Here is a 17213-nt window from a genome sequence, read left to right on the forward strand (position 1 = left end):
TTCGCCCGACAAACACGTTTCCTTTGTGAGAGAGAGCTAGACTAGCCCTTTCAAGGTGCGACCAAACGAAAATCATCACTTGCCTGCCAAGCGGGAAAGTCCCCAGGCAACGCTCGCCATCTCACTCCTTCGACCAAAACATAAAAAATCGCGTTTAAGACTTCCCACATATCAACTTCACGTTTGCGACCACCGGGTTTGGGTTCTGGAATTAGGTCACTCATAAACTCATAACCCCATCAATGAGGTTACTCAGATGATTGTACAAGATGAGTTTGACAACCAAGCCTCGGCTCAAGCAGAGTTTGAGGAATATGTTGACCACTTAGCTGACGCACGCAGTAGCGCCAGAAATTGAAATTGACTCAGTGCCAGACGATTTGGGAGAACTGTATCGAGTTTGGAACGGTTCCCAACTTCTGGGAACTTTTTACCAGAATCTTGAAGGCAAATGGATAGCGCAACCCTGTAATAGCGATAAAAGACATTGCTGTGACACTTCTGATTCAGCGCTGCTTTTGATTATTGCTGTCAACGGCTTACTGGTCGCGGATGTAGCTTAGAACTCAATATTTTTGTCATCACTTAGAGACGTGGATTTAACACGTCTCTTTCTTGTTTGAAGCTTTTGATCAACAGAACTATGATCAAGAAAATATTATTAACTTAATACGGTTGCTTATAAAGCTCATTTTCTAGAGCTGCTTGTACTCTCTCAGAGCAATTTCCTCGTAGCGCAGCCAGCCTAATCACCTTCCAAGGCTGAATTTCTTCTCCGCAATCATCAAGCCGCTTAATTGCCCATTTAATACGCCGAATCTGAAAATCCTCTACAGTTTCTGTGACTGATTCTAAATAAACCTTAGTCAGTGGCATTTCTGCCAAATGTTTTTCGAGTAGTGCTAGTAAGCCAATATTTTTCCCTATCTTGCCAATAGTTATTCTCGCAGGTTTTTCTGCACTCAGAAGCGATCGCACAGCATTTTTTACCTTTTCGAGAACTTGCTTGTCTCTTTCTACCCAGTCAACTTTACCGACGGAAGGGAAAGGCATTTTTAAAGAAGGCGAATTTTTGTTGAGCCACTCTTTATCGTTTCTGTATAGCCAAATATATGTTGCCTTAGCTAATGCCCTGAGAGTAGTTTTCGATGTCTCTGGGTACTGCTTTTGTAAAGCTTTCCAAGCTTCCCTGTATTTTACTTTGCGATCGCTGGCTAAATTTAGATTTGAGTCTAAAACTTCCTCTAAGTCTACTAGCTGATTTTCCTGTGAAGATTTCCAAAAAGTTTTTAGCTTAAGTATGGCAGTATAGCGTTTTACTGTTCTGGAATCGACCTTGAGTTGTCTTGCTGTCTCCCGTAGACCTAACTTTTGGATTTCTACCAGTTCTTTTAGCTTTTGCTCCCAGAATTGACCGTATGTCAAGACTTTGCCAATTCGCTGCTTATCTTCATCAGTTTCATCAGGGCCAGTTCTGCAATAAACCATCCCACAGGAACAATAAAAAGCCGTTAGGTACTTTTTATTATCCAAACAGTGAGTGACAACAAGATTAGTTATCACTGGCTTGAGGTAGTGGTCTACCGCAGCATTTAGACACAGCCAAGACCCCTCACCAAAAGGTTTATACTGATAATCCGTATTGAAAAATTCCTCGATAGAATTCGTCAAAAATCTAATTACCAGTAGATGTCTGATGGAATGAAATGACTTTCTATGCTTCCTAACAATGCTGAATAGCCAGTTTTGCTCATTTTCGTAATTCACCATTGAGTTAACAGCCTCAAGCATTTCAGCACCATAAAAGAACAAGAAATTATCTAGTAGCCTCTTCTGGTTTACTCGCCCGGTTGCCGTTGCAAAATTTTTTTCAATCAATAAAGCTATATATTTTCTTTGAAACCACTCTAGTTCTTTAGAGAAAAGATTACTAGTTATCAACCATGAAATATCTTGAGCCAGCAGTCGTAACTTCTTTAAAGTCTCTTGACTGTAAGTCTGTTGTATCGGTACAACAGGACAGTTTTCTTGGCTTGTAGCATAGTATTCATGCCTGTTAAAACCTTGCATAAAAATTGTACTATCTTGCAAAGTCACACCATGAACTGGGCAAACTAGAACCCCTGGTGTTTGGTGTAGTCTATGCCAGTAGGACTCACCATAGTTTTGCAAATCTTCTTCCAAACATTTTGGGCAAAATCGTAGATACCTCTGCATCTTCAACGAACTTGCCATAATTCCGGTTCTGGTATGAATATCTCCTCCGAAATCTGCTTTCATAGACTCCATCACCTGGCTGGCTCTTTTTGGTGGTAGGAAAACACTGTAGAAAGGATAGAGGGTATATTTATATATCAAATCTTCTACTTGATAATTCGAGATAAATTGTAGATTCTCAATCAACGAATTAAGGTTAGAAGGTAAGTCAACAGTAGCTATTACATCTTGAGAATTAAATAGCTCTCTTAGAGTTATTTTTGGACTTGTGTTACCACTCCTAATGTGGTAGCGAGCCAAGATACTGTATAAAATTTCATCTGGATAAGGGGCTGGGAAAAAGCCAAGCATAGATTCTTTCTTATGTTGAAACCTGAAAAGAATATTTTTGTAAATTCCAAAGTGTTTCAAGTTTGTGGCGATCGCCTTCCACACCTTTCTCTCTACAGCAAACAAAATTATGAGGATTTTTGTCCTCTATCATCAAAAATTTAGGTATTACACAACGCCTATATTATTAATAATTCAGGTATTACACAATAACTAAATATCTTTGAGCAATTTATAGAATCTACCCGTAGTGCTTGCTGTTGACTATGATTTAGGAGGTGTGTAATAGCTGGGTACTAATGGGAAAGAAAGGGCAGAAAGGACAAAAAGACGTACCAGAGATGTACGACGAGGTGAAGAAAAGGGTCAACCTAGCCCTTACTCCCACTGGTATTGAAGGATTAGATGCGATCGCTTCCAATTTTGATATAAGCAGATCGGAGCTTGTGGAGAGAATTGGCAGACGACTGATTTGCCTAGATGTAAATTCCTTCACTGAGGAGGAGATGGAAGGCATAAAAAAGCACTGGCTGAATTGATTGCTATTTACAGCGATCAGTTGAACGGTCAGGGTTTGTTTACTGGTCTTGGTGCAGTTGAGGGCGATCGCAAATTGCAACTACAGAAGCAGATTGAGCAATGGGAACAAATTCGCACAAAAATTTCGCATGAAGAGGAGAGGCTTGAAGGAAATTTTTGAAGCATAAACTATGGCAACGAGAAGTAGGATCTTGTTTAACGCCTGACGACATCTAATGTTAAAGAACCGCGATCGCCTCCTGCACCAATTGAGCAGCCGAGGACTGCTCAACGTCTGACGACATCTAATGTTAAAGAACAGGGTTCTTTTGTTTGTCCCCATTCAAACAGGCAAACTGCTCAACGTCTGACGACATCTAATGTTAAAGAACTGCTTGCTGCTTGGTGCGACCCCCATCATTTCTGTCCTGCTCAACGTCTGACGACATCTAATGTTAAAGAACTTATATTTTCGCCAATCATAATGAAAACGCTGAATTGCTGATTCAGTAAAGAATACCGACTTTTTATCTCTTTATGTCGGCTCAACAAGCAGATATCCTTGTCAAAATCTAAATATCCTCTTTTTTCAACTAGTTTGAATTGTAGTCCACGATAAATCCGGTGGTTGCCATAGTTGGGACTCTTGAAGCTCATAACACTGCCAGCGCGTTTTCTTAGGGACTTCCAAAGAATAAATTGTCCCAAAAAACTAATCTTTTAGCAGTTAAACAATAATGATAATCATTATTAGGGAGGAGAGCGGCAGCCGACGGCTGCCGCTCTCCTCCCCCTTTGTAAGCATGAAAAAATCTACACTCGCGGGAGCAAATCGCAAAGTGAAGTTATGTTTATTTAAGACTATAAAGCTATAAATTACTATTTATAACTTACGTTTTGGCAAAATTAATATCAATAAACCAATTACCTAAATTAGGGAAAAGTTCGTTTTGAGAATGAGTCAAACGCTCAATTTGTTTCTCAATTTCCGACATAGATTTTTTTGTGAGTTTCACTCCGGTGGCATAAGTCCCCGTAACTAACTTAACAATTGGATGTTTACCCTTCCATGTCATACTAGCAGCGAAGTTTAAAGCCGTTTCTATTTCATCTAAAATGCTACCATTCCAATGATTTTCTAATACTGCCCATGTCCTCTCTATCGGATTATATTTGCTATGGTAAGGAGGATAATAGGCTAAACGTATATTCAATGAGTGTTTTTGGGCGAACTCTACTATCCGTTTCATGAATTGGGTACGCCGAGAACTATTCTCTGGGCCATTATCTTGATTAAGCAGTAGAGTTTGAATATGCGAAAAACGAGATTTTTCTTTTAACCAAAAATCCTCTAAAACATCAACTATAAAATCGCTTGTAACTTTCGATTCGGTAAAATATAAAAAAAGCTCATCTAGTTCTGGAAGGAATATTCCGTAAGGAGTTACGGTTGTTTTGGGATGATAATCATGGTCATCAGCTTTAACCGAAGCCCGGCTTTTACCTCCTCGGTCAAATGAACCAATTTTGACGCGAGCTTTCCCATCCAGCGAGAGACGTAAAATACTTTTGTCTTCAGACGCATTTTGATTTACTATCTCTAGTTGCTTGAAGATTGCGTCGGTTTGGGGAATTTTTTTTGAGGTTGAACTTTTGCTACTCTTCTCAAGTTATAGCCCAATTCATTAAGTTTTAAACGAATCGTTTCTGACGTAGGTAAATCTTCATCACTATAACCATATCTTTCTATTAGCTGCTTTTTAACTTCAGTCGCTCCTAAACGAGTATATAGTCTTTGACTTTTAAAAGTTGGGTCTGTCTGACTTTGGGAATCTACTATATTTTCTATGTCTGTTAAAAGATTTGGTAAGTGTAATTCTGCTTGATAGCGTCCTTTAGCACTCATATTATCAACACAAGTAATGCCGCTTGTTAATTCTTTCATCCCTTTACGGATAGTAGCTCGATTCCAGCCCAATTCTATTTCTGCAAGTCTCTGCCCTCCTAGACCTAAACCCTGTACTGTTGACGCTAGAAATTTGCGTTTTGCAGCTCCTTTTAATTGAGATGCTGTTTGTTTCAATAGTTGTTTCAGTGAAGAAGTTAATACTATAGACACCCCTGCTGCACCCGAAATTTCAATTATTATTACTGAATTTACTACAAAAAGGGAGAAAGCGGCAGCCATCGGCTGCCGCTTTCTCCCTCTCCTACAATGATTATCATTATCTTTTGCTGGGATGTTTTATTTTTTGGAAGTCCCTTAGACCCAACATGGTCAACCCAGTAAGGTAGGGTTAGCGAACCATCTTCATCTGTAACTAACCACCACAGCGACTCAGCATGATAGTTCTCAGGTAAAAGGGTAACAGTATTGATTAGATCCCGACTTTCACCTAAACACAGTCCACCAAATCGATTGATAGAAGCTGGGTTCGCAAATGCCTGCTGCAAAAGTTCTGCTAAAGTAGGCTTTGCTTTGTCTGTTTTCACCCAAACTACAAACTCAACGTTCGTTAGCAACTCTTGGTAATCAGGTTTAGCATTCTTAGGGTGGTGGATATCTTTCGTTTTAAACCTGCGAAAAGTCCGAATTACAATAGATTTTTCTGGTTTAGACAAGAGCGCGATCGCTAATTGAGTTCCACAATGTTTATAACGATCTGTCTCACCAATCAGAGAAAGTAACATCCCGTACACCGTAGAAGGTGGAGGTACTGGATACGTTTCAGCATATTCTCTAGCACGGGAGTGACGAAAACAAGCAATAGCTACTTCAACTTTCAAAGCAATTGTTGTCATCTTAATCGCTCCCCGATGACAACTGCAAATCTTCAGCTATGACCTGTTTTAATGCTTTGACTGCCGACTTCACTCCAGGAAACACATTTGCTCCCAAATCTTCTAAACCCTGAGAAATTAAGCCTCCAATCCATAATTCTTTGGGATCAATATCTCCTACCTCTACCTGTCGTACTAAGTTGGATACTGACAAATTTCCCAGTTCGTCTTGCTCAAAGCAATATAGAAAACGAGGGGAAAAATCATGTGTCCACCGCAGTACAATACTTTCAGGGGAGAAATCATACAAAAAACGGGCATGATTTCCCGCCACTTCACCAATCGAAATCAAACCATCTAGAACAGGATGGATGCGAGATTTATCTTTGAGGCTATCAGGTGTCAATGCAAAACCATATTGATAACGAGTAGCATGAATTTCTGTGGCATAAAGGGAATTTCGTCCTTTGACTCCACTGACAGCATTAAAGGTAATGTCTCCCGTAAAGGGTATCATTGACACTGCACGGGTAACTTCTAATACACCTCGTCTAGCAGTTATTTTTCCTTTAGGCTTTTGCTTTCCCTTACGTGGAGAAGTTTGTTTATCCCTACCTTTAGAACTTTTTTTGTTCTCATCTTGAGAGGCTGAGATGCTTCCTGGGTCTCACCTTCAGACTCATCTGACGCTTCCACTTTTGCTGCTTCTGCCTGCATAAATCCCAAAACATCATCATCAATGAAGTGAATATCATCAAAGTTGGGGTCTTGCCAAACATGATCCGCTACTGGTTGAGCGTTCTCATCCCAACGTCGATTCACCGGATAGCCAACATTTTGCCAGTAGTACCGTAATGCCCAACGAATAGCCTCAGATGAAATGGTAGTATGAACTTCACCTTTCCAAATTAATTTTTGTAAGGGAGTTATATTACCTTCATTTTCCCCACGATTATTAGCTGCGGTTCCATAGCTAGTCAAAATATTGCCGAATAAATGAAGCATTTAAAATTGCCGATTAAGTTCCTGTTTTGTATTTGATTAAGTCAAAAGATGTGTAATTATTCACTATTAGAATCAGAGATTTCCGATATTTGTTTCTCAACCATATTGCTTTTTGGATAACTAGCAAGAGCAATAAAAGTTAAATCTCTGGTTACTTTCCAATCCATTATCCCAGAAGTTAATGGCAGTAATTCTTCCCAGTGTTTTTCTAAAATGGAAAGTTGACCTGCTCTTCCCCAAAACTCCGCAATAAATTTCCGAAAATTTTCAGCATTTGTACAACGTCCTAGTTGCGATAAAATACGTATATTTTCTCGCTCGATTTGAGCATATTGACCTTCATTTGTTCGTCCATAAATTTTAGCGTATATTTTCTTCAATGCCTCATGACAAGCTTTAATGAAGAGTTTTTGACTTTCTAGATTCCATTCAGCGTTTTGAATCATTTTATAAACTCCATCATTAGTAATAAATTTAAATAAACTTTTATTTTTAAAGATTGTATATAAATTAGCCCACCAAGGAAAGCCTTTTACTAAGTTATCGGCAATTGTTCCCGTAAACACATCGCTAATGATAATATTTTTATTTTTATATTTAATAATTTGGTACTTGGGAAAATAAATACGACTAAGCTTATAGATAAAATCTATTATTTCAGTCGCTTCTACCACTGCTATTTCTATGCGAGTTTTTTGCTGCTTTGACCAAATTACCGTTCCAAACAATATTACTTGGCATCGTTTTACTTGAGCGGGTGTAGGCAGTTTTATAATTGTTTCGTAAGTAAGGTATTTTAATGCAGCATCTCCTAAGCTAGATACATGAAAATTCTTGTAATCTAAGTTTCTCAAATTCCAGTATTCCTGGGCATAAACTTCTAAGTCAACCACTTCAGGTATAACTAGGGCATATTGTATATGTTCCAGTTTGGTATGCGATCGCAAAACAAAATAGTGGCAAGCAACAAGAGCATATAAAAGAGCAAAAGCCAATTGTGGTTTCTCTTCAAACCTAGTTTCTTTTGTAAAAGCGACATGACGAACTACAGATCCTGGATATAGCCACCCTGCTACACCAATTGATTTTCCTAATAATTGACCTTGTTTATCACAGAGTTGTTTAGCAAAATGTTGATGAGCATAGGAAACTGCTTTCTTATACTCGACATCGATTTCTATACATCAACATACGCGATCGCAATCTCTCAGCAGGCTCAAGCAAATAAATTTCAGGAATCCCCAAGCGAATTGTATGTTTGCCAATTTTCAGCGACTTACCTGCTAACGGATAAACCAAACGCACTTGATCTACTGGTAGCCGAATCCGAAGCCTAGAATTTTTAGTTAGCTGAATTACACCTTCCTTCGGAATACCTGCAATAGTATGAATTCCAACTGTATTTAACTTATGAAGTTCAGATTCAAAGTGGGCGATCGTAGAAAATAACTCATGGCCGTGGTCAAGAGGTACTGTCTCACCAATCAGGTTAAATTGTACCAACTCGAATTACTGGGACTCTTACAATATTGTACTTAATTTAAAATTTTTTCCACAATTTCCTGGCATTTTGTGACATTTCTGAAGATATTTGCCGGATAGGAAGTTGGAAATAGGTTGCTACTTTCACTCATAATACTACCCAAGAACTTTGAGGTCATAGATTGAATATCATCAATTTGTACTGGGGTTAAATCAGATGATATGCTAAAAAAATTCTCTGGTAAGGCTTTGTAAACCAGGTGTAGTATGAGACGATTACTATGAGTAGCAAATAACTTTTCTCTTCCATCTCGTTGTTTTTGTACTTCTGATAATTTATTCTCTACTACTCTTAAGATTTGAACTAATTTCCAAAGGTTAGAACCATTTACTGATCTATTAAAGAGAGTTTTGTATGGAGGTTTTTCTATATCTTCCCATAAAACACCAATTTTATCTTTAACTCGCGTGGCGAAAGAAACCTCATTCTGTTTGCACGCTCGACTAATTGTAGCTTCATTTAAATCAAAACCTTTTTCTCCATCTGGGATTGATTCACCTGACTTATAAGTATAAATAATTCCTTCTAAGTGAAGTTCATTTTTTATTCTTTCTTGCTCTGGATCGAGAGCTACAAATTCTCGACGATCAATTCGGTTCTGAGTATTGTTGAATCGAGTAATTTCTGTAGCAAATTCTTCAGGACAATTTTCTAAGGAAATAAAACGAATAAGAACTCTTGCTTTTTCAACTTGCTCAGGAGAATTTTGATATGCTCTTGCTATCGATCCAACAGTCTGAGCGCCATTAACTACTTTGACATCTTTACATTCAAATATACCCGTGTCTCTTCCACTACCGCCAAGCGGTTTTTTCCCAATACTAGAACACAAAGCTGTTATGCCATTGTTATAATACCAAAATTTTTCCGGTTCTTTTTTTAGTGTATTGATAATACCTTCATTAACTTCACTATCTTTTACAAAAAGCCTAATATTTGAAGAGAACAATTTAGGAGAATGTTTAGTCCACCAATCAGCTACTTCCCTAGCAGACACTTGCCCATAATATGATTGATAGGGTTCTTTTGTTTGTCCCCACTCAAATAGGCAAACATCTAAATTTATAGGATTGCCAGATGCTCCTTGAGATATTATGTTATATATATATGCCTGGTTATAAACTCTCATACTAAGAATATCTGATGAATCGTTCATCTCACCTAATAAATCATCCAATTCTCTTTTTGGTTCATCTGCTAAGGGAGTTTGACCTGAATAGACAAGAATTATTTCAAATCTTGTTCCTGCGTCATTCAGCGCTTCTTCAATATCTGGAGTTTTATTATTAAATTTTGAGTTGAATCTGTCATATCTAGCATTTACCAAGTCTTTAAAACCTCTAGTAAATTTCATTACCTCATCTGTTTTAACACTACCTTTACTGTCTTGTTTCCATTTGGACTGTAATACATACATTATTTTTTCCCGCCTGTCAAAATAAAGCGAATCTATTCCATTATCCTGTCCACCATCAACTATCGATTTTGATGCTTCTTGAGGAGAGATATTAGCTAAAACCATCAAAGTAAATGCAGCTAGACTTCTTGTTAAGAAAATTAACTCTCTGTCTGTTTCAGATTTATTTTGATAATCTGATAAGTCAATCAAACCATTAAATGTTTTTTGAAGGTATGACTTTATTTGACGTAGATGGATTTCACTCATAATGTTGGTAGATGTAATTAACTTGTATGTTATAGGCTCAAATTTTTACAGACTTGTCTGTAGTATAAAGACGTTGTAAAAATATACATTCAGGTTTTTGCGATCGCATTTGGATAATTTTACCCTTTACTGCAAATCCAGCGAATAGTTACTTAAGTATTAATAAATATATTATACTTATAATCATTGCCATAAAAATGGCTTCTGCAAGCCATAGAACTTCTTCAGAAGCCATTACACTTTAAATTGAAGTATAAAATTATACTATTCTACCGTGACACTTTTTGCCAAATTCCTTGGTTGATCGACATCTAAACCGCGACGGGCGGCAATATGATAAGCCAATAATTGCAGGGGAACTACTGTAAGGATGGGAGAAAGTAACTCTTCTACATGAGAGACGGGAAGAAGATCGTTAAATATTTCCGCAGCTTCGCTATCGTTGACGGGAGTCACGCCAATTAAGCGAGAATCTCTGGCTTTGGCTTCTTGGGCATTAGAAATAACTTTTTCGTAAATACTACCAGGGATTGCGATCGCAACTACTGGTACTTTCGCATCTAAAAGTGCGATCGGGCCATGTTTCATCTCTCCAGCCGGATACCCTTCAGCATGAATATAGCTGATTTCTTTTAATTTCAATGCCCCTTCCAAAGCAATGGGAAAGTTAATTCCTCTACCCACAAAAATGAAATCTTGAGTTTCAGCAAATTCATGGGCTAGCTGTTCAGTTAAACTTTCCTGATTTGCCAAAGTCGCTTCAATTTCTTTGGGAATCTGTCGCAACCCATTAATAATTTGATCTAGTGTATCTTTTGAAACTGTCTGACGACGAGCTGCTAAATCCAATGCCAAAGCATAAAACGCCATCAGTTGAGCAGTAAAAGTTTTTGTCGCCGCCACCCCAATTTCAATTCCTGCTAGGGTACTGATGACATGAGGTACTAGATGACCAAGGCTGCTTTCAGGACGATTGGTAATGCCCAGTAGTCGCGCTTGATATTTGGGTTCTTTCCCTTGGCGACGTTCTTTTTCCATCGTCAAAGCTGCTAGGGTATCGGCTGTTTCACCTGATTGGGTAACACCAACGATCAAGGTGTTAGCCGTCACGGGTGATGGTGCATAGCGATACTCAGAAGCGTAATGCACCTGAGTTGAAATTCCTGCTAATTGTTCAATTAAATATTTTCCAATTAATGCTGCGTGCCAACTGGTACCACAGGCGACGATCTGAATTTGTTCTAAATCGGTATATAAATCTTCAGGTAAACCAAGATTGATTGGTGATTCGGTAGATTCGGTTGGGTTAAAGTATGCGTCTAAACTCGCTCTTACTACTCCTGGTTGCTCATGAATTTCTTTGAGCATGAAATGTTTGAATCCCTGCTTTTCTACCATTGCCGGATTGAAGTTGAGCAGCCGGGGTTGTTTTTTCAACCTGTCGCCAGCAAAATTGTAAATCTCAACGCCCAAAGGTGTGAGGCGGGCAATTTCGCCATTTTCCAGAGGTAGCACTGCACGGGTGTAAGCAACGATCGCAGGTGTGTCAGAGGCACAAAATAACTCCCCTTGACCAAAACCAATTACTAAAGGTGCTTGTTGGCGAACAACAATCAATTCATCGGGGAAATCAGCAGAAATAACTGCAAGTGCAAACGCTCCACGCAAATGGTTAACGGCTTGGCGAACTGCGTCGATGAAGGGAGATGAAGGGGGAAGATTCTTTAAAAATTCGGCTATCAGATGGGGAATGACTTCGGTATCGGTTTCAGAACGAAATTCGTGTCCTTTTGCTTTGAGTTCCTCGCGTAACTCGCGGTAGTTTTCGATAATGCCATTTTGCACCACTGCCACTCGCTTTGCTGTATCCAAATGGGGATGGGCATTATACTCTTCTGGTTTGCCATGAGTTGCCCAGCGTGTATGACCAATACCAATTTGGGCAGGGGTTTCTATTTGTTCCAGTTTAGAACGCAGGTTATGGAGTTTACCCTTTGCCCGCACACAATTTACCTCACCTTCCCAAACAGTGGCGATTCCAGCCGAATCGTAGCCCCTGTACTCTAGTTTCTCCAGTCCAGCTAGTAAAATGTCTGTCGCTGCTTGAGTGCCTATATATCCAACAATTCCGCACATTCTTCACGCCACTTTTTTTCAGGATGATTAAATCCAGTATAGTAGGTAGCATAAAGTGGACGTTTTGCAAAGAAAAAGGGAGTGATTTACTCCCCTACCACTAGTAGTTCGCCTTGGCAACGCAAGCGGGGAAAAGGGTAAGGGGGAAAGTGGGGTCCCCTCTGGGGATAAGGGGCAAGGGAAAAGGTTTTTTATCCCTTACCATGAGTCCCTTTAACCTTTACCCAACCTCCACCTAACATTTTTAGGTTGGCAGACTACTAGCTATTGTTATGGATTTTAGGTTTTTTTACAGCGGATTCGCCGTCAGCTTTTGACCTGACGGTACAAATACAACTTCTAGGATTTAGATACCCAGAGATTATATCCCCAATCTAAAATTGCGATTTCGTAAGGCGGGCAGTGTCCCCTCTACGATCGTAAAGGTGCTTGCTATTGAGACAATTAAAAGTCTTGAGTGCTGAGTTCCGAGTTCTGGGTTCCGAGTGAAGAATCAAGAAATTGTGTTTCTGATTTACTTCTTTTTGTCTCAGCACTCAGCACTGGGCACTCAGCACTCAGCTTTTTAGTAAGCTAGACCCATACTGCGAGTTGTTTCAGCGCCCAGGTAAACCCGGATGCTCAAAAAGTCGGTGGGACAAGCAGTTTCGCAGCGCTTACAGCCCACGCAGTCTTCTGTACGGGGTGAAGAGGCAATTTGAGCAGCTTTACAGCCATCCCAAGGAACCATCTCAAGTACATCAGTAGGGCAAGCGCGGACGCATTGGGTGCAGCCAATGCAGGTATCGTAGATTTTTACGGTATGAGACATTGAAAAAACGGCTCCTTTCGAGTGTTCTTTTCTGCGAAAGAATCATAATCAACGCATAGTCTACCGCAGTGGTTGATAGGCCGTAATCAAAAGGCTACATAACTTTAAACAATGTAATAAGCACCGTTAAAATTTGCTTTTGCGAGATTATCCCTATTGACTGATAATCAGCAACATCATCAGAGCGTATTTCCCACAGTTACATACCATAATAGGGTTTAATCGTAAAGACAAATGAAACAAAATTAAAAGTAAATAGGGACATCTCCATAATTTTAACTATGGGGATTTTGGTTAATAATTTGATTTTGCGATCGCCACATCTCCGTGTAAATGAAAACAATTTGGCAATCTACATTACGCAAAAACTTGTTTTCATTACTGAATAAAACTGCTGAGTGCGATGTAAATGATTAATTTCGAGATTGCGATCGCACTCAGCAATTTTTTTGCGATCGCTCACTAATAACTTGTATATTTAATTTTTTAGGCCTGGTAATTTCATAATATTTTTTCCTACATATCATCAGAGGATTTCAGAAATTGCAAACTCATCATTTATAGTAGCAATTTGTGTTTGAATATTTGGCAGGGTAGCGGTTACTTGCAGTTGTTCATCTAGATTTTTAGCATCATTAAAATTATCTTTTACATATTCCCTTTCTCGGATTTGTCGAACAATACTTTCTAACAACCAAAGTTGTTCTTCCACAGACAAGGCAAGGATAGAGCGCTCAATTTCTAGTAAATTCAATGAGATCATTTTACTTTTGATTCCTAGTCAGATGTATTTTTCAAAGATATTATATTCAGTCTATCTGGTTAACCTAGAGCATGGCCAATTCCTCATCATTTTCCCCACGCCTATCATTTCACAAATCATCAGAGATTGCTATAAATAACTATAAAGCCGTTTTATTACTTTTTAATTAAGTATTACTGCTGAAGCAAAATGTACGCTAAACTGACTACATGAATTACGAAACAGCTAGGAAACTCCTCATAGATCAGACAATCACAACCGAGGAAAACCCAGATGCGCTGTTAACGCGTATGAAACAGGGCAAACCGCCGGTACCCGGTCAGATCACTTCGATTTTGTTGGCATTGAAAGTGGTGTTTGAAGCCCTCAAAGATGCAAAGAACGTAGACCGAGAACTGGCTTTAGCCCTTTATCAGTTAAGCATTAAGGCGCAACAACTATTTGGTGCAGGGCGTAAAGCCGGGGTTGATTGGCCACCACTACTCAAAGAAGATTTACTACGAATTTCCTTAGCAGCTGAAAGTATCTTTTCGGGTATATGGCAAACCTTAGCGACTATGGAGTTGGGGAAGAGATGAGGGAGAAATCAATTCAAAATTCAAAATTCAAAATTCAAAATTCAAAATTCAAAATTCAAAATTCAAAATTAAAGAACTTCCGCCTCCTGCCTCCTCTTGTCGCCCACTAACGAATTTGCAGTTCATTTTCTAACTTGCCTAAATCAGTTTTGAGCAAAACGGTCATTTGACCGGTAAAAGCTTTGCCATTCTTGGGTTGGGCAACTTCCACCCAATATACATAGCGATCGCCTACTCGTAATTCTCCCTTTAAGGCTTCCCGAATCGGAGTTTTAGCCAGACGTGCGGAATTAACTACCTTCTGGTTGGGATATTGATACACAACTTGGGCGCGATCGTAATCTTGATAAATCTCCAAGCCATAAATCACCCGCAAGGATTCTTGGAGACGCGCAAATGTCATGCCGTTAATAGCATCATACATAGTAATGCGCTCAGTCCGAATTGTGCCCCGGTCTTTGGAAAACTCCACCCTACCAGGAGGCAATACCGACGCTTGAAAAGTGAATCGTTGGGCAGCAGTATCAGTCTTTTGCACAAATAATTGCTCCCCTCTCCTGGGGCGGAGTGTCGGATGTGCTTTAATCCAAGTGCCTACCTCTTCTGTACTTTGTCCTGGTAAAGCATTGGCTTGGGAATCAAAAAGCGTTCCCATACAGAGCCAGGGCACTAGAGAAAAAGGCAAAATTAAACAGTTAAGTAGAGATTTTTTGAGCATTTTGCTGTTCAGGATTTTTATAGAAATTTCCCCATTTGGGATTAACCATAGTCTTCCCGTTTTTCAGCAAAATTACTTCAATGGATTGTAGCGATCGCGCATCTAAGCCTTTATGGATCGCCGTAGGGGCTAAGATTGTACGGACAAGAAGATAAATTTTGGGACTGGGAGATTCAGAACTCATTATATTGGGTATTGGATTCTGCCTTTAAAGAAGATGACTATTGATGACAAATTAGTACTTCGACAAAACTTGATGGAAGTGAGAAATTCCATATTCAATATCTGCAAACTGAAGTACACCATAAGCTTTAGAATGAACGCTTGCTTGTAGCGATCGCACCACCCCAAAGTCTTCATTTAACACCCGCTCAAATTCCGGTCTAAATTCATCCTGCTTATAAGGAAATGCTTCAATCTGTGCTTTTGTTTGATAAATGAAAACCTCAAACTTAGTTCTTGTGGGAGATAAAGGAGTCAGCCGAAAAACTGAAACTTTGTCTCTTGCAGTATTCACCATCATATTAGGAAAGATGAAGCCCTGATACGATTGTCCCCTTGGTTCTCCTGAAAAAGCGGGGTGATCTTTGACAAATTCATCATCTGTAAAAGGAACAAATATCTGATAGTGTCGCCCAGTTGAAGTGTAAATAATATTCTTCGGATCGAAACACTTTAAACTTTGGGCATGAACAACTGACAAATGATAACACTCTAGATAATTTTCAATGGGAAATTTCCAATTGGCTGGCTCTTCATAAAACCAACGATCGACCTGCTGAAGTTCCTGCCAAGAGTGCTGATATTGCTCTAAATAGGCTGAGAATCCGGCTAAATAACTGACTAACGATTCGCCTTCTGCTTCTGAGCAAATAAAGATAAAGCCGCCCCATGTCTCTACTCGTCCCTTAGCTAGATAGACAGCCGACTTCTCTAAATTGGGAAAACACTCAGCGCGAGGTAAACCTTTAAGATTGCCTTCATAATTGAAGTTCCAACCATGATACGGACAACGCACCCGTTGACAATGACCCTGCCCTTGCAACATCTGCGCTCCGCGATGCGGACAAACATTGTGCATTGCTTGCAATTCACCATTATTATCTCGAATCACGAACATGGGTTGATCGCCAACTTGGCAAGTTAAATAATCCCCAGGATTAGGTAGATCGGATTCACGTCCTACAAACTGCCAGGTGTTACGCCAGATAGTTTGCTGCTCGTAAGCAAAAATTTGCTCGCTAAAGTAGTAATCACCAGGTAGTCCAAATTTTGGTTTATTACTATTAGGAGTTTCATCTACAAATGATGAATGGGTGAAGATATTCATAGTGTTAAGTTCTATTTAATCAGTGGTGTTGAGCGATCGCTGTAGTCAGAACAACCTCAGATGAGATTGCCTCTTGTGCTAATTCCTGCCACCAAGCTTCCATCGCATCGATCGTTGCCCGAAACCCTGCTGCAAACTCTCCAAATTGTTCGGGTTGGATATATGCTGCCAGAGATATTCTCAAGCCTGCTTCATGTTCAATTTCCCACTCATCTAAATGTTTGCTAAAGAAATATTGCAAATCTTTGGGCATTGCTCCTTCTAGCAACCACTCTACAAGTTGCACGATCAGAGTTAATTCTGGAATTGAGGTTGCCTCGATCGCATAGGTTGCTCCCAGCACATTAGGTAGTTGTTGCTCAAATATCGATTGCACAGTTCTTAACAATTTGGATGTAGCGATCGATGGCGTTGCGTTCTTCACAGGAACACTCAGTCCTTGTTCTAACCCTTCAGCTAAAAGCGTGTAATGAGAAATTCCTTGTGTACTTTTGCCCATCTCTTCGGCAATGTTTTCTTTGAGTTCTTGGGCTACAATGTCCCATTCTGCTACCAGCGCTTTCTGTCTTGCTAATTCAGTGAAACCCACCAACTCCTTTGGAAAAATCGAATATTGCTGCATGATATAAGCAATCTGAGCAAAGCTTGCTTGACTCAGCATTTGTGCAACAGGATTTTTTGTAATACTAAATGCCAGGTAATCCTGAGCGAGCAGTTGATTTAGCTGCTGAGTTAGGCAATCGAATGTGTTCACAATTTTAGTCCTTTCAAAAGTTGAAGTAGTGTCGGTCGATTTGTCTCAAAAGTTGGTGTAAA

19 protein-coding genes and 1 pseudogene are annotated in these 17213 nt (G+C 39.5%); 4 read left to right on the forward strand and 16 right to left on the reverse strand.

What is annotated here, in order from left to right; translation table 11 throughout:
• Positions 1-86: 86 nt before the first annotated feature.
• Positions 87-224: pseudogene (locus tag RMZ42_RS18600) on the reverse strand (transposase); the annotation flags it as partial.
• Between the two features lie 144 nt (positions 225-368).
• Between RMZ42_RS18600 and RMZ42_RS18605 the strand changes: the two are divergent.
• Positions 369-563 carry a hypothetical protein gene (locus RMZ42_RS18605; RefSeq protein WP_322672776.1) on the forward strand — a complete coding sequence of 65 codons (195 nt, stop codon included), beginning with the start codon at positions 369-371 and terminating at the stop codon, positions 561-563.
• A 103-nt stretch (positions 564-666) separates the two neighbouring features.
• On the opposite strand, the gene RMZ42_RS18610 is transcribed toward RMZ42_RS18605, so the two are convergent.
• Entirely contained in the window at positions 667-2568 is a 1902-nt protein-coding gene (locus RMZ42_RS18610; protein ID WP_322672777.1) for a TnsD family transposase, read from the reverse strand.
• A 278-nt stretch (positions 2569-2846) separates the two neighbouring features.
• On the opposite strand from RMZ42_RS18610, the gene RMZ42_RS18615 reads away from it, so the two are divergent.
• Together RMZ42_RS18615 and RMZ42_RS18620 are read left to right on the forward strand one after the other, a co-directional pair.
• Positions 2847-3086, forward strand: coding sequence for a hypothetical protein (locus RMZ42_RS18615; protein ID WP_322672778.1), 240 nt, complete (start codon positions 2847-2849; stop codon positions 3084-3086).
• Complete coding sequence (locus tag RMZ42_RS18620; protein WP_322672779.1) at positions 3083-3247, forward strand: hypothetical protein; 165 nt, start codon at positions 3083-3085, stop codon at positions 3245-3247. The genes RMZ42_RS18615 and RMZ42_RS18620 overlap by 4 nt, the downstream gene beginning before the upstream one ends.
• Before the next feature lie 709 nt (positions 3248-3956).
• Here the strand turns inward: RMZ42_RS18620 and RMZ42_RS18625 are convergent.
• The 10 genes from RMZ42_RS18625 to RMZ42_RS18670 form a co-directional block, all read right to left on the reverse strand.
• Positions 3957-5179 (reverse strand): ISAzo13 family transposase gene (locus RMZ42_RS18625; RefSeq protein ID WP_322672840.1). Its coding sequence is split into 2 segments (ribosomal slippage): positions 3957-4699 and positions 4699-5179, totalling 1224 coding nucleotides; the frame shifts between segments, so codons are not numbered across the junction.
• A gap of 47 nt (positions 5180-5226) precedes the next feature.
• Positions 5227-5868, reverse strand: coding sequence for a type I-MYXAN CRISPR-associated protein Cas5/Cmx5/DevS (gene cas5, locus RMZ42_RS18630; protein WP_322672780.1), 642 nt, complete (start codon positions 5866-5868; stop codon positions 5227-5229).
• Position 5869: 1 nt separating this feature from the next.
• Positions 5870-6370: a hypothetical protein gene (locus RMZ42_RS18635; RefSeq protein ID WP_322672781.1), complete on the reverse strand. Its 501-nt coding sequence runs from the start codon at positions 6368-6370 to the stop codon at positions 5870-5872.
• 35 nt (positions 6371-6405) lie between these two features.
• On the reverse strand, positions 6406-6852 hold the full coding sequence (locus RMZ42_RS18640; protein WP_322672782.1) for a hypothetical protein: 447 nt from the start codon (positions 6850-6852) through the stop codon (positions 6406-6408).
• A 56-nt stretch (positions 6853-6908) separates the two neighbouring features.
• Positions 6909-8033 carry a type I-MYXAN CRISPR-associated Cas8a1/Cmx1 gene (cas8a1, locus tag RMZ42_RS18645; RefSeq protein WP_322672841.1) on the reverse strand — a complete coding sequence of 375 codons (1125 nt, stop codon included), beginning with the start codon at positions 8031-8033 and terminating at the stop codon, positions 6909-6911.
• Positions 8011-8355, reverse strand: coding sequence for a type I-MYXAN CRISPR-associated protein Cas6/Cmx6 (gene cas6, locus RMZ42_RS18650; RefSeq protein ID WP_322672783.1), 345 nt, complete (start codon positions 8353-8355; stop codon positions 8011-8013). Before cas6 ends, cas8a1 begins: the two co-directional genes overlap by 23 nt.
• A 32-nt stretch (positions 8356-8387) precedes the next feature.
• Positions 8388-10061 (reverse strand): AIPR family protein, encoded by a 1674-nt coding sequence (locus RMZ42_RS18655; RefSeq protein ID WP_322672784.1) that lies wholly within the window; start codon positions 10059-10061, stop codon positions 8388-8390.
• Positions 10062-10325: 264 nt separating this feature from the next.
• A complete protein-coding gene (glmS, locus tag RMZ42_RS18660) occupies positions 10326-12197 on the reverse strand; it encodes a glutamine--fructose-6-phosphate transaminase (isomerizing) (RefSeq protein WP_322672785.1) in 1872 nt (623 codons plus the stop codon).
• 565 nt (positions 12198-12762) lie between these two features.
• Positions 12763-13008: a photosystem I iron-sulfur center protein PsaC gene (gene psaC / locus RMZ42_RS18665; RefSeq protein ID WP_012411495.1), complete on the reverse strand. Its 246-nt coding sequence runs from the start codon at positions 13006-13008 to the stop codon at positions 12763-12765.
• 526 nt (positions 13009-13534) lie between these two features.
• Positions 13535-13771, reverse strand: coding sequence for a hypothetical protein (locus tag RMZ42_RS18670; RefSeq protein ID WP_322672786.1), 237 nt, complete (start codon positions 13769-13771; stop codon positions 13535-13537).
• Between the two features lie 209 nt (positions 13772-13980).
• Between RMZ42_RS18670 and RMZ42_RS18675 the strand changes: the two genes are divergently transcribed.
• Positions 13981-14349: a Dethiobiotin synthetase gene (locus RMZ42_RS18675; protein WP_322672787.1), complete on the forward strand. Its 369-nt coding sequence runs from the start codon at positions 13981-13983 to the stop codon at positions 14347-14349.
• A gap of 106 nt (positions 14350-14455) precedes the next feature.
• On the opposite strand, the gene RMZ42_RS18680 is transcribed toward RMZ42_RS18675, so the two are convergent.
• The 4 genes from RMZ42_RS18680 to RMZ42_RS18695 are packed head-to-tail and all read right to left on the reverse strand — an operon-like array spanning position 14456 to position 17151.
• A complete protein-coding gene (locus RMZ42_RS18680; protein ID WP_322672788.1) occupies positions 14456-15067 on the reverse strand; it encodes a hypothetical protein in 612 nt (203 codons plus the stop codon).
• A complete protein-coding gene (locus RMZ42_RS18685; RefSeq protein WP_322672789.1) occupies positions 15045-15251 on the reverse strand; it encodes a hypothetical protein in 207 nt (68 codons plus the stop codon). Before RMZ42_RS18685 ends, RMZ42_RS18680 begins: the two co-directional genes overlap by 23 nt.
• A gap of 51 nt (positions 15252-15302) precedes the next feature.
• The gene (locus RMZ42_RS18690) at positions 15303-16397 is read right to left on the reverse strand and encodes an aromatic ring-hydroxylating dioxygenase subunit alpha (protein ID WP_322672790.1); all 1095 of its coding nucleotides are present in this window, start codon (positions 16395-16397) and stop codon (positions 15303-15305) included.
• A 19-nt stretch (positions 16398-16416) separates the two neighbouring features.
• Positions 16417-17151, reverse strand: coding sequence for a DUF3865 domain-containing protein (locus RMZ42_RS18695; RefSeq protein ID WP_322672791.1), 735 nt, complete (start codon positions 17149-17151; stop codon positions 16417-16419).
• Positions 17152-17213: the final 62 nt, after the last annotated feature.

Source organism: Nostoc sp. DedQUE05 (assembly GCF_034530955.1).
Lineage (GTDB): Bacteria > Cyanobacteriota > Cyanobacteriia > Cyanobacteriales > Nostocaceae > Nostoc.

Coding starts and splice junctions, on each gene's coding strand:
- RMZ42_RS18610 (WP_322672777.1), bottom strand. CDS start 2,568: ATGCTTGGCTTTTTCCCAGCCCCTTATCCAGATGAAATTTTATACAGT.
- RMZ42_RS18615 (WP_322672778.1), top strand. CDS start 2,847: ATGGGAAAGAAAGGGCAGAAAGGACAAAAAGACGTACCAGAGATGTAC.
- cas5 (WP_322672780.1), bottom strand. CDS start 5,868: ATGACAACAATTGCTTTGAAAGTTGAAGTAGCTATTGCTTGTTTTCGT.
- RMZ42_RS18640 (WP_322672782.1), bottom strand. CDS start 6,852: ATGCTTCATTTATTCGGCAATATTTTGACTAGCTATGGAACCGCAGCT.
- RMZ42_RS18655 (WP_322672784.1), bottom strand. CDS start 10,061: ATGAGTGAAATCCATCTACGTCAAATAAAGTCATACCTTCAAAAAACA.
- glmS (WP_322672785.1), bottom strand. CDS start 12,197: ATGTGCGGAATTGTTGGATATATAGGCACTCAAGCAGCGACAGACATT.
- psaC (WP_012411495.1), bottom strand. CDS start 13,008: ATGTCTCATACCGTAAAAATCTACGATACCTGCATTGGCTGCACCCAA.
- RMZ42_RS18670 (WP_322672786.1), bottom strand. CDS start 13,771: ATGATCTCATTGAATTTACTAGAAATTGAGCGCTCTATCCTTGCCTTG.
- RMZ42_RS18675 (WP_322672787.1), top strand. CDS start 13,981: ATGAATTACGAAACAGCTAGGAAACTCCTCATAGATCAGACAATCACA.
- RMZ42_RS18680 (WP_322672788.1), bottom strand. CDS start 15,067: ATGCTCAAAAAATCTCTACTTAACTGTTTAATTTTGCCTTTTTCTCTA.
- RMZ42_RS18685 (WP_322672789.1), bottom strand. CDS start 15,251: ATGAGTTCTGAATCTCCCAGTCCCAAAATTTATCTTCTTGTCCGTACA.
- RMZ42_RS18690 (WP_322672790.1), bottom strand. CDS start 16,397: ATGAATATCTTCACCCATTCATCATTTGTAGATGAAACTCCTAATAGT.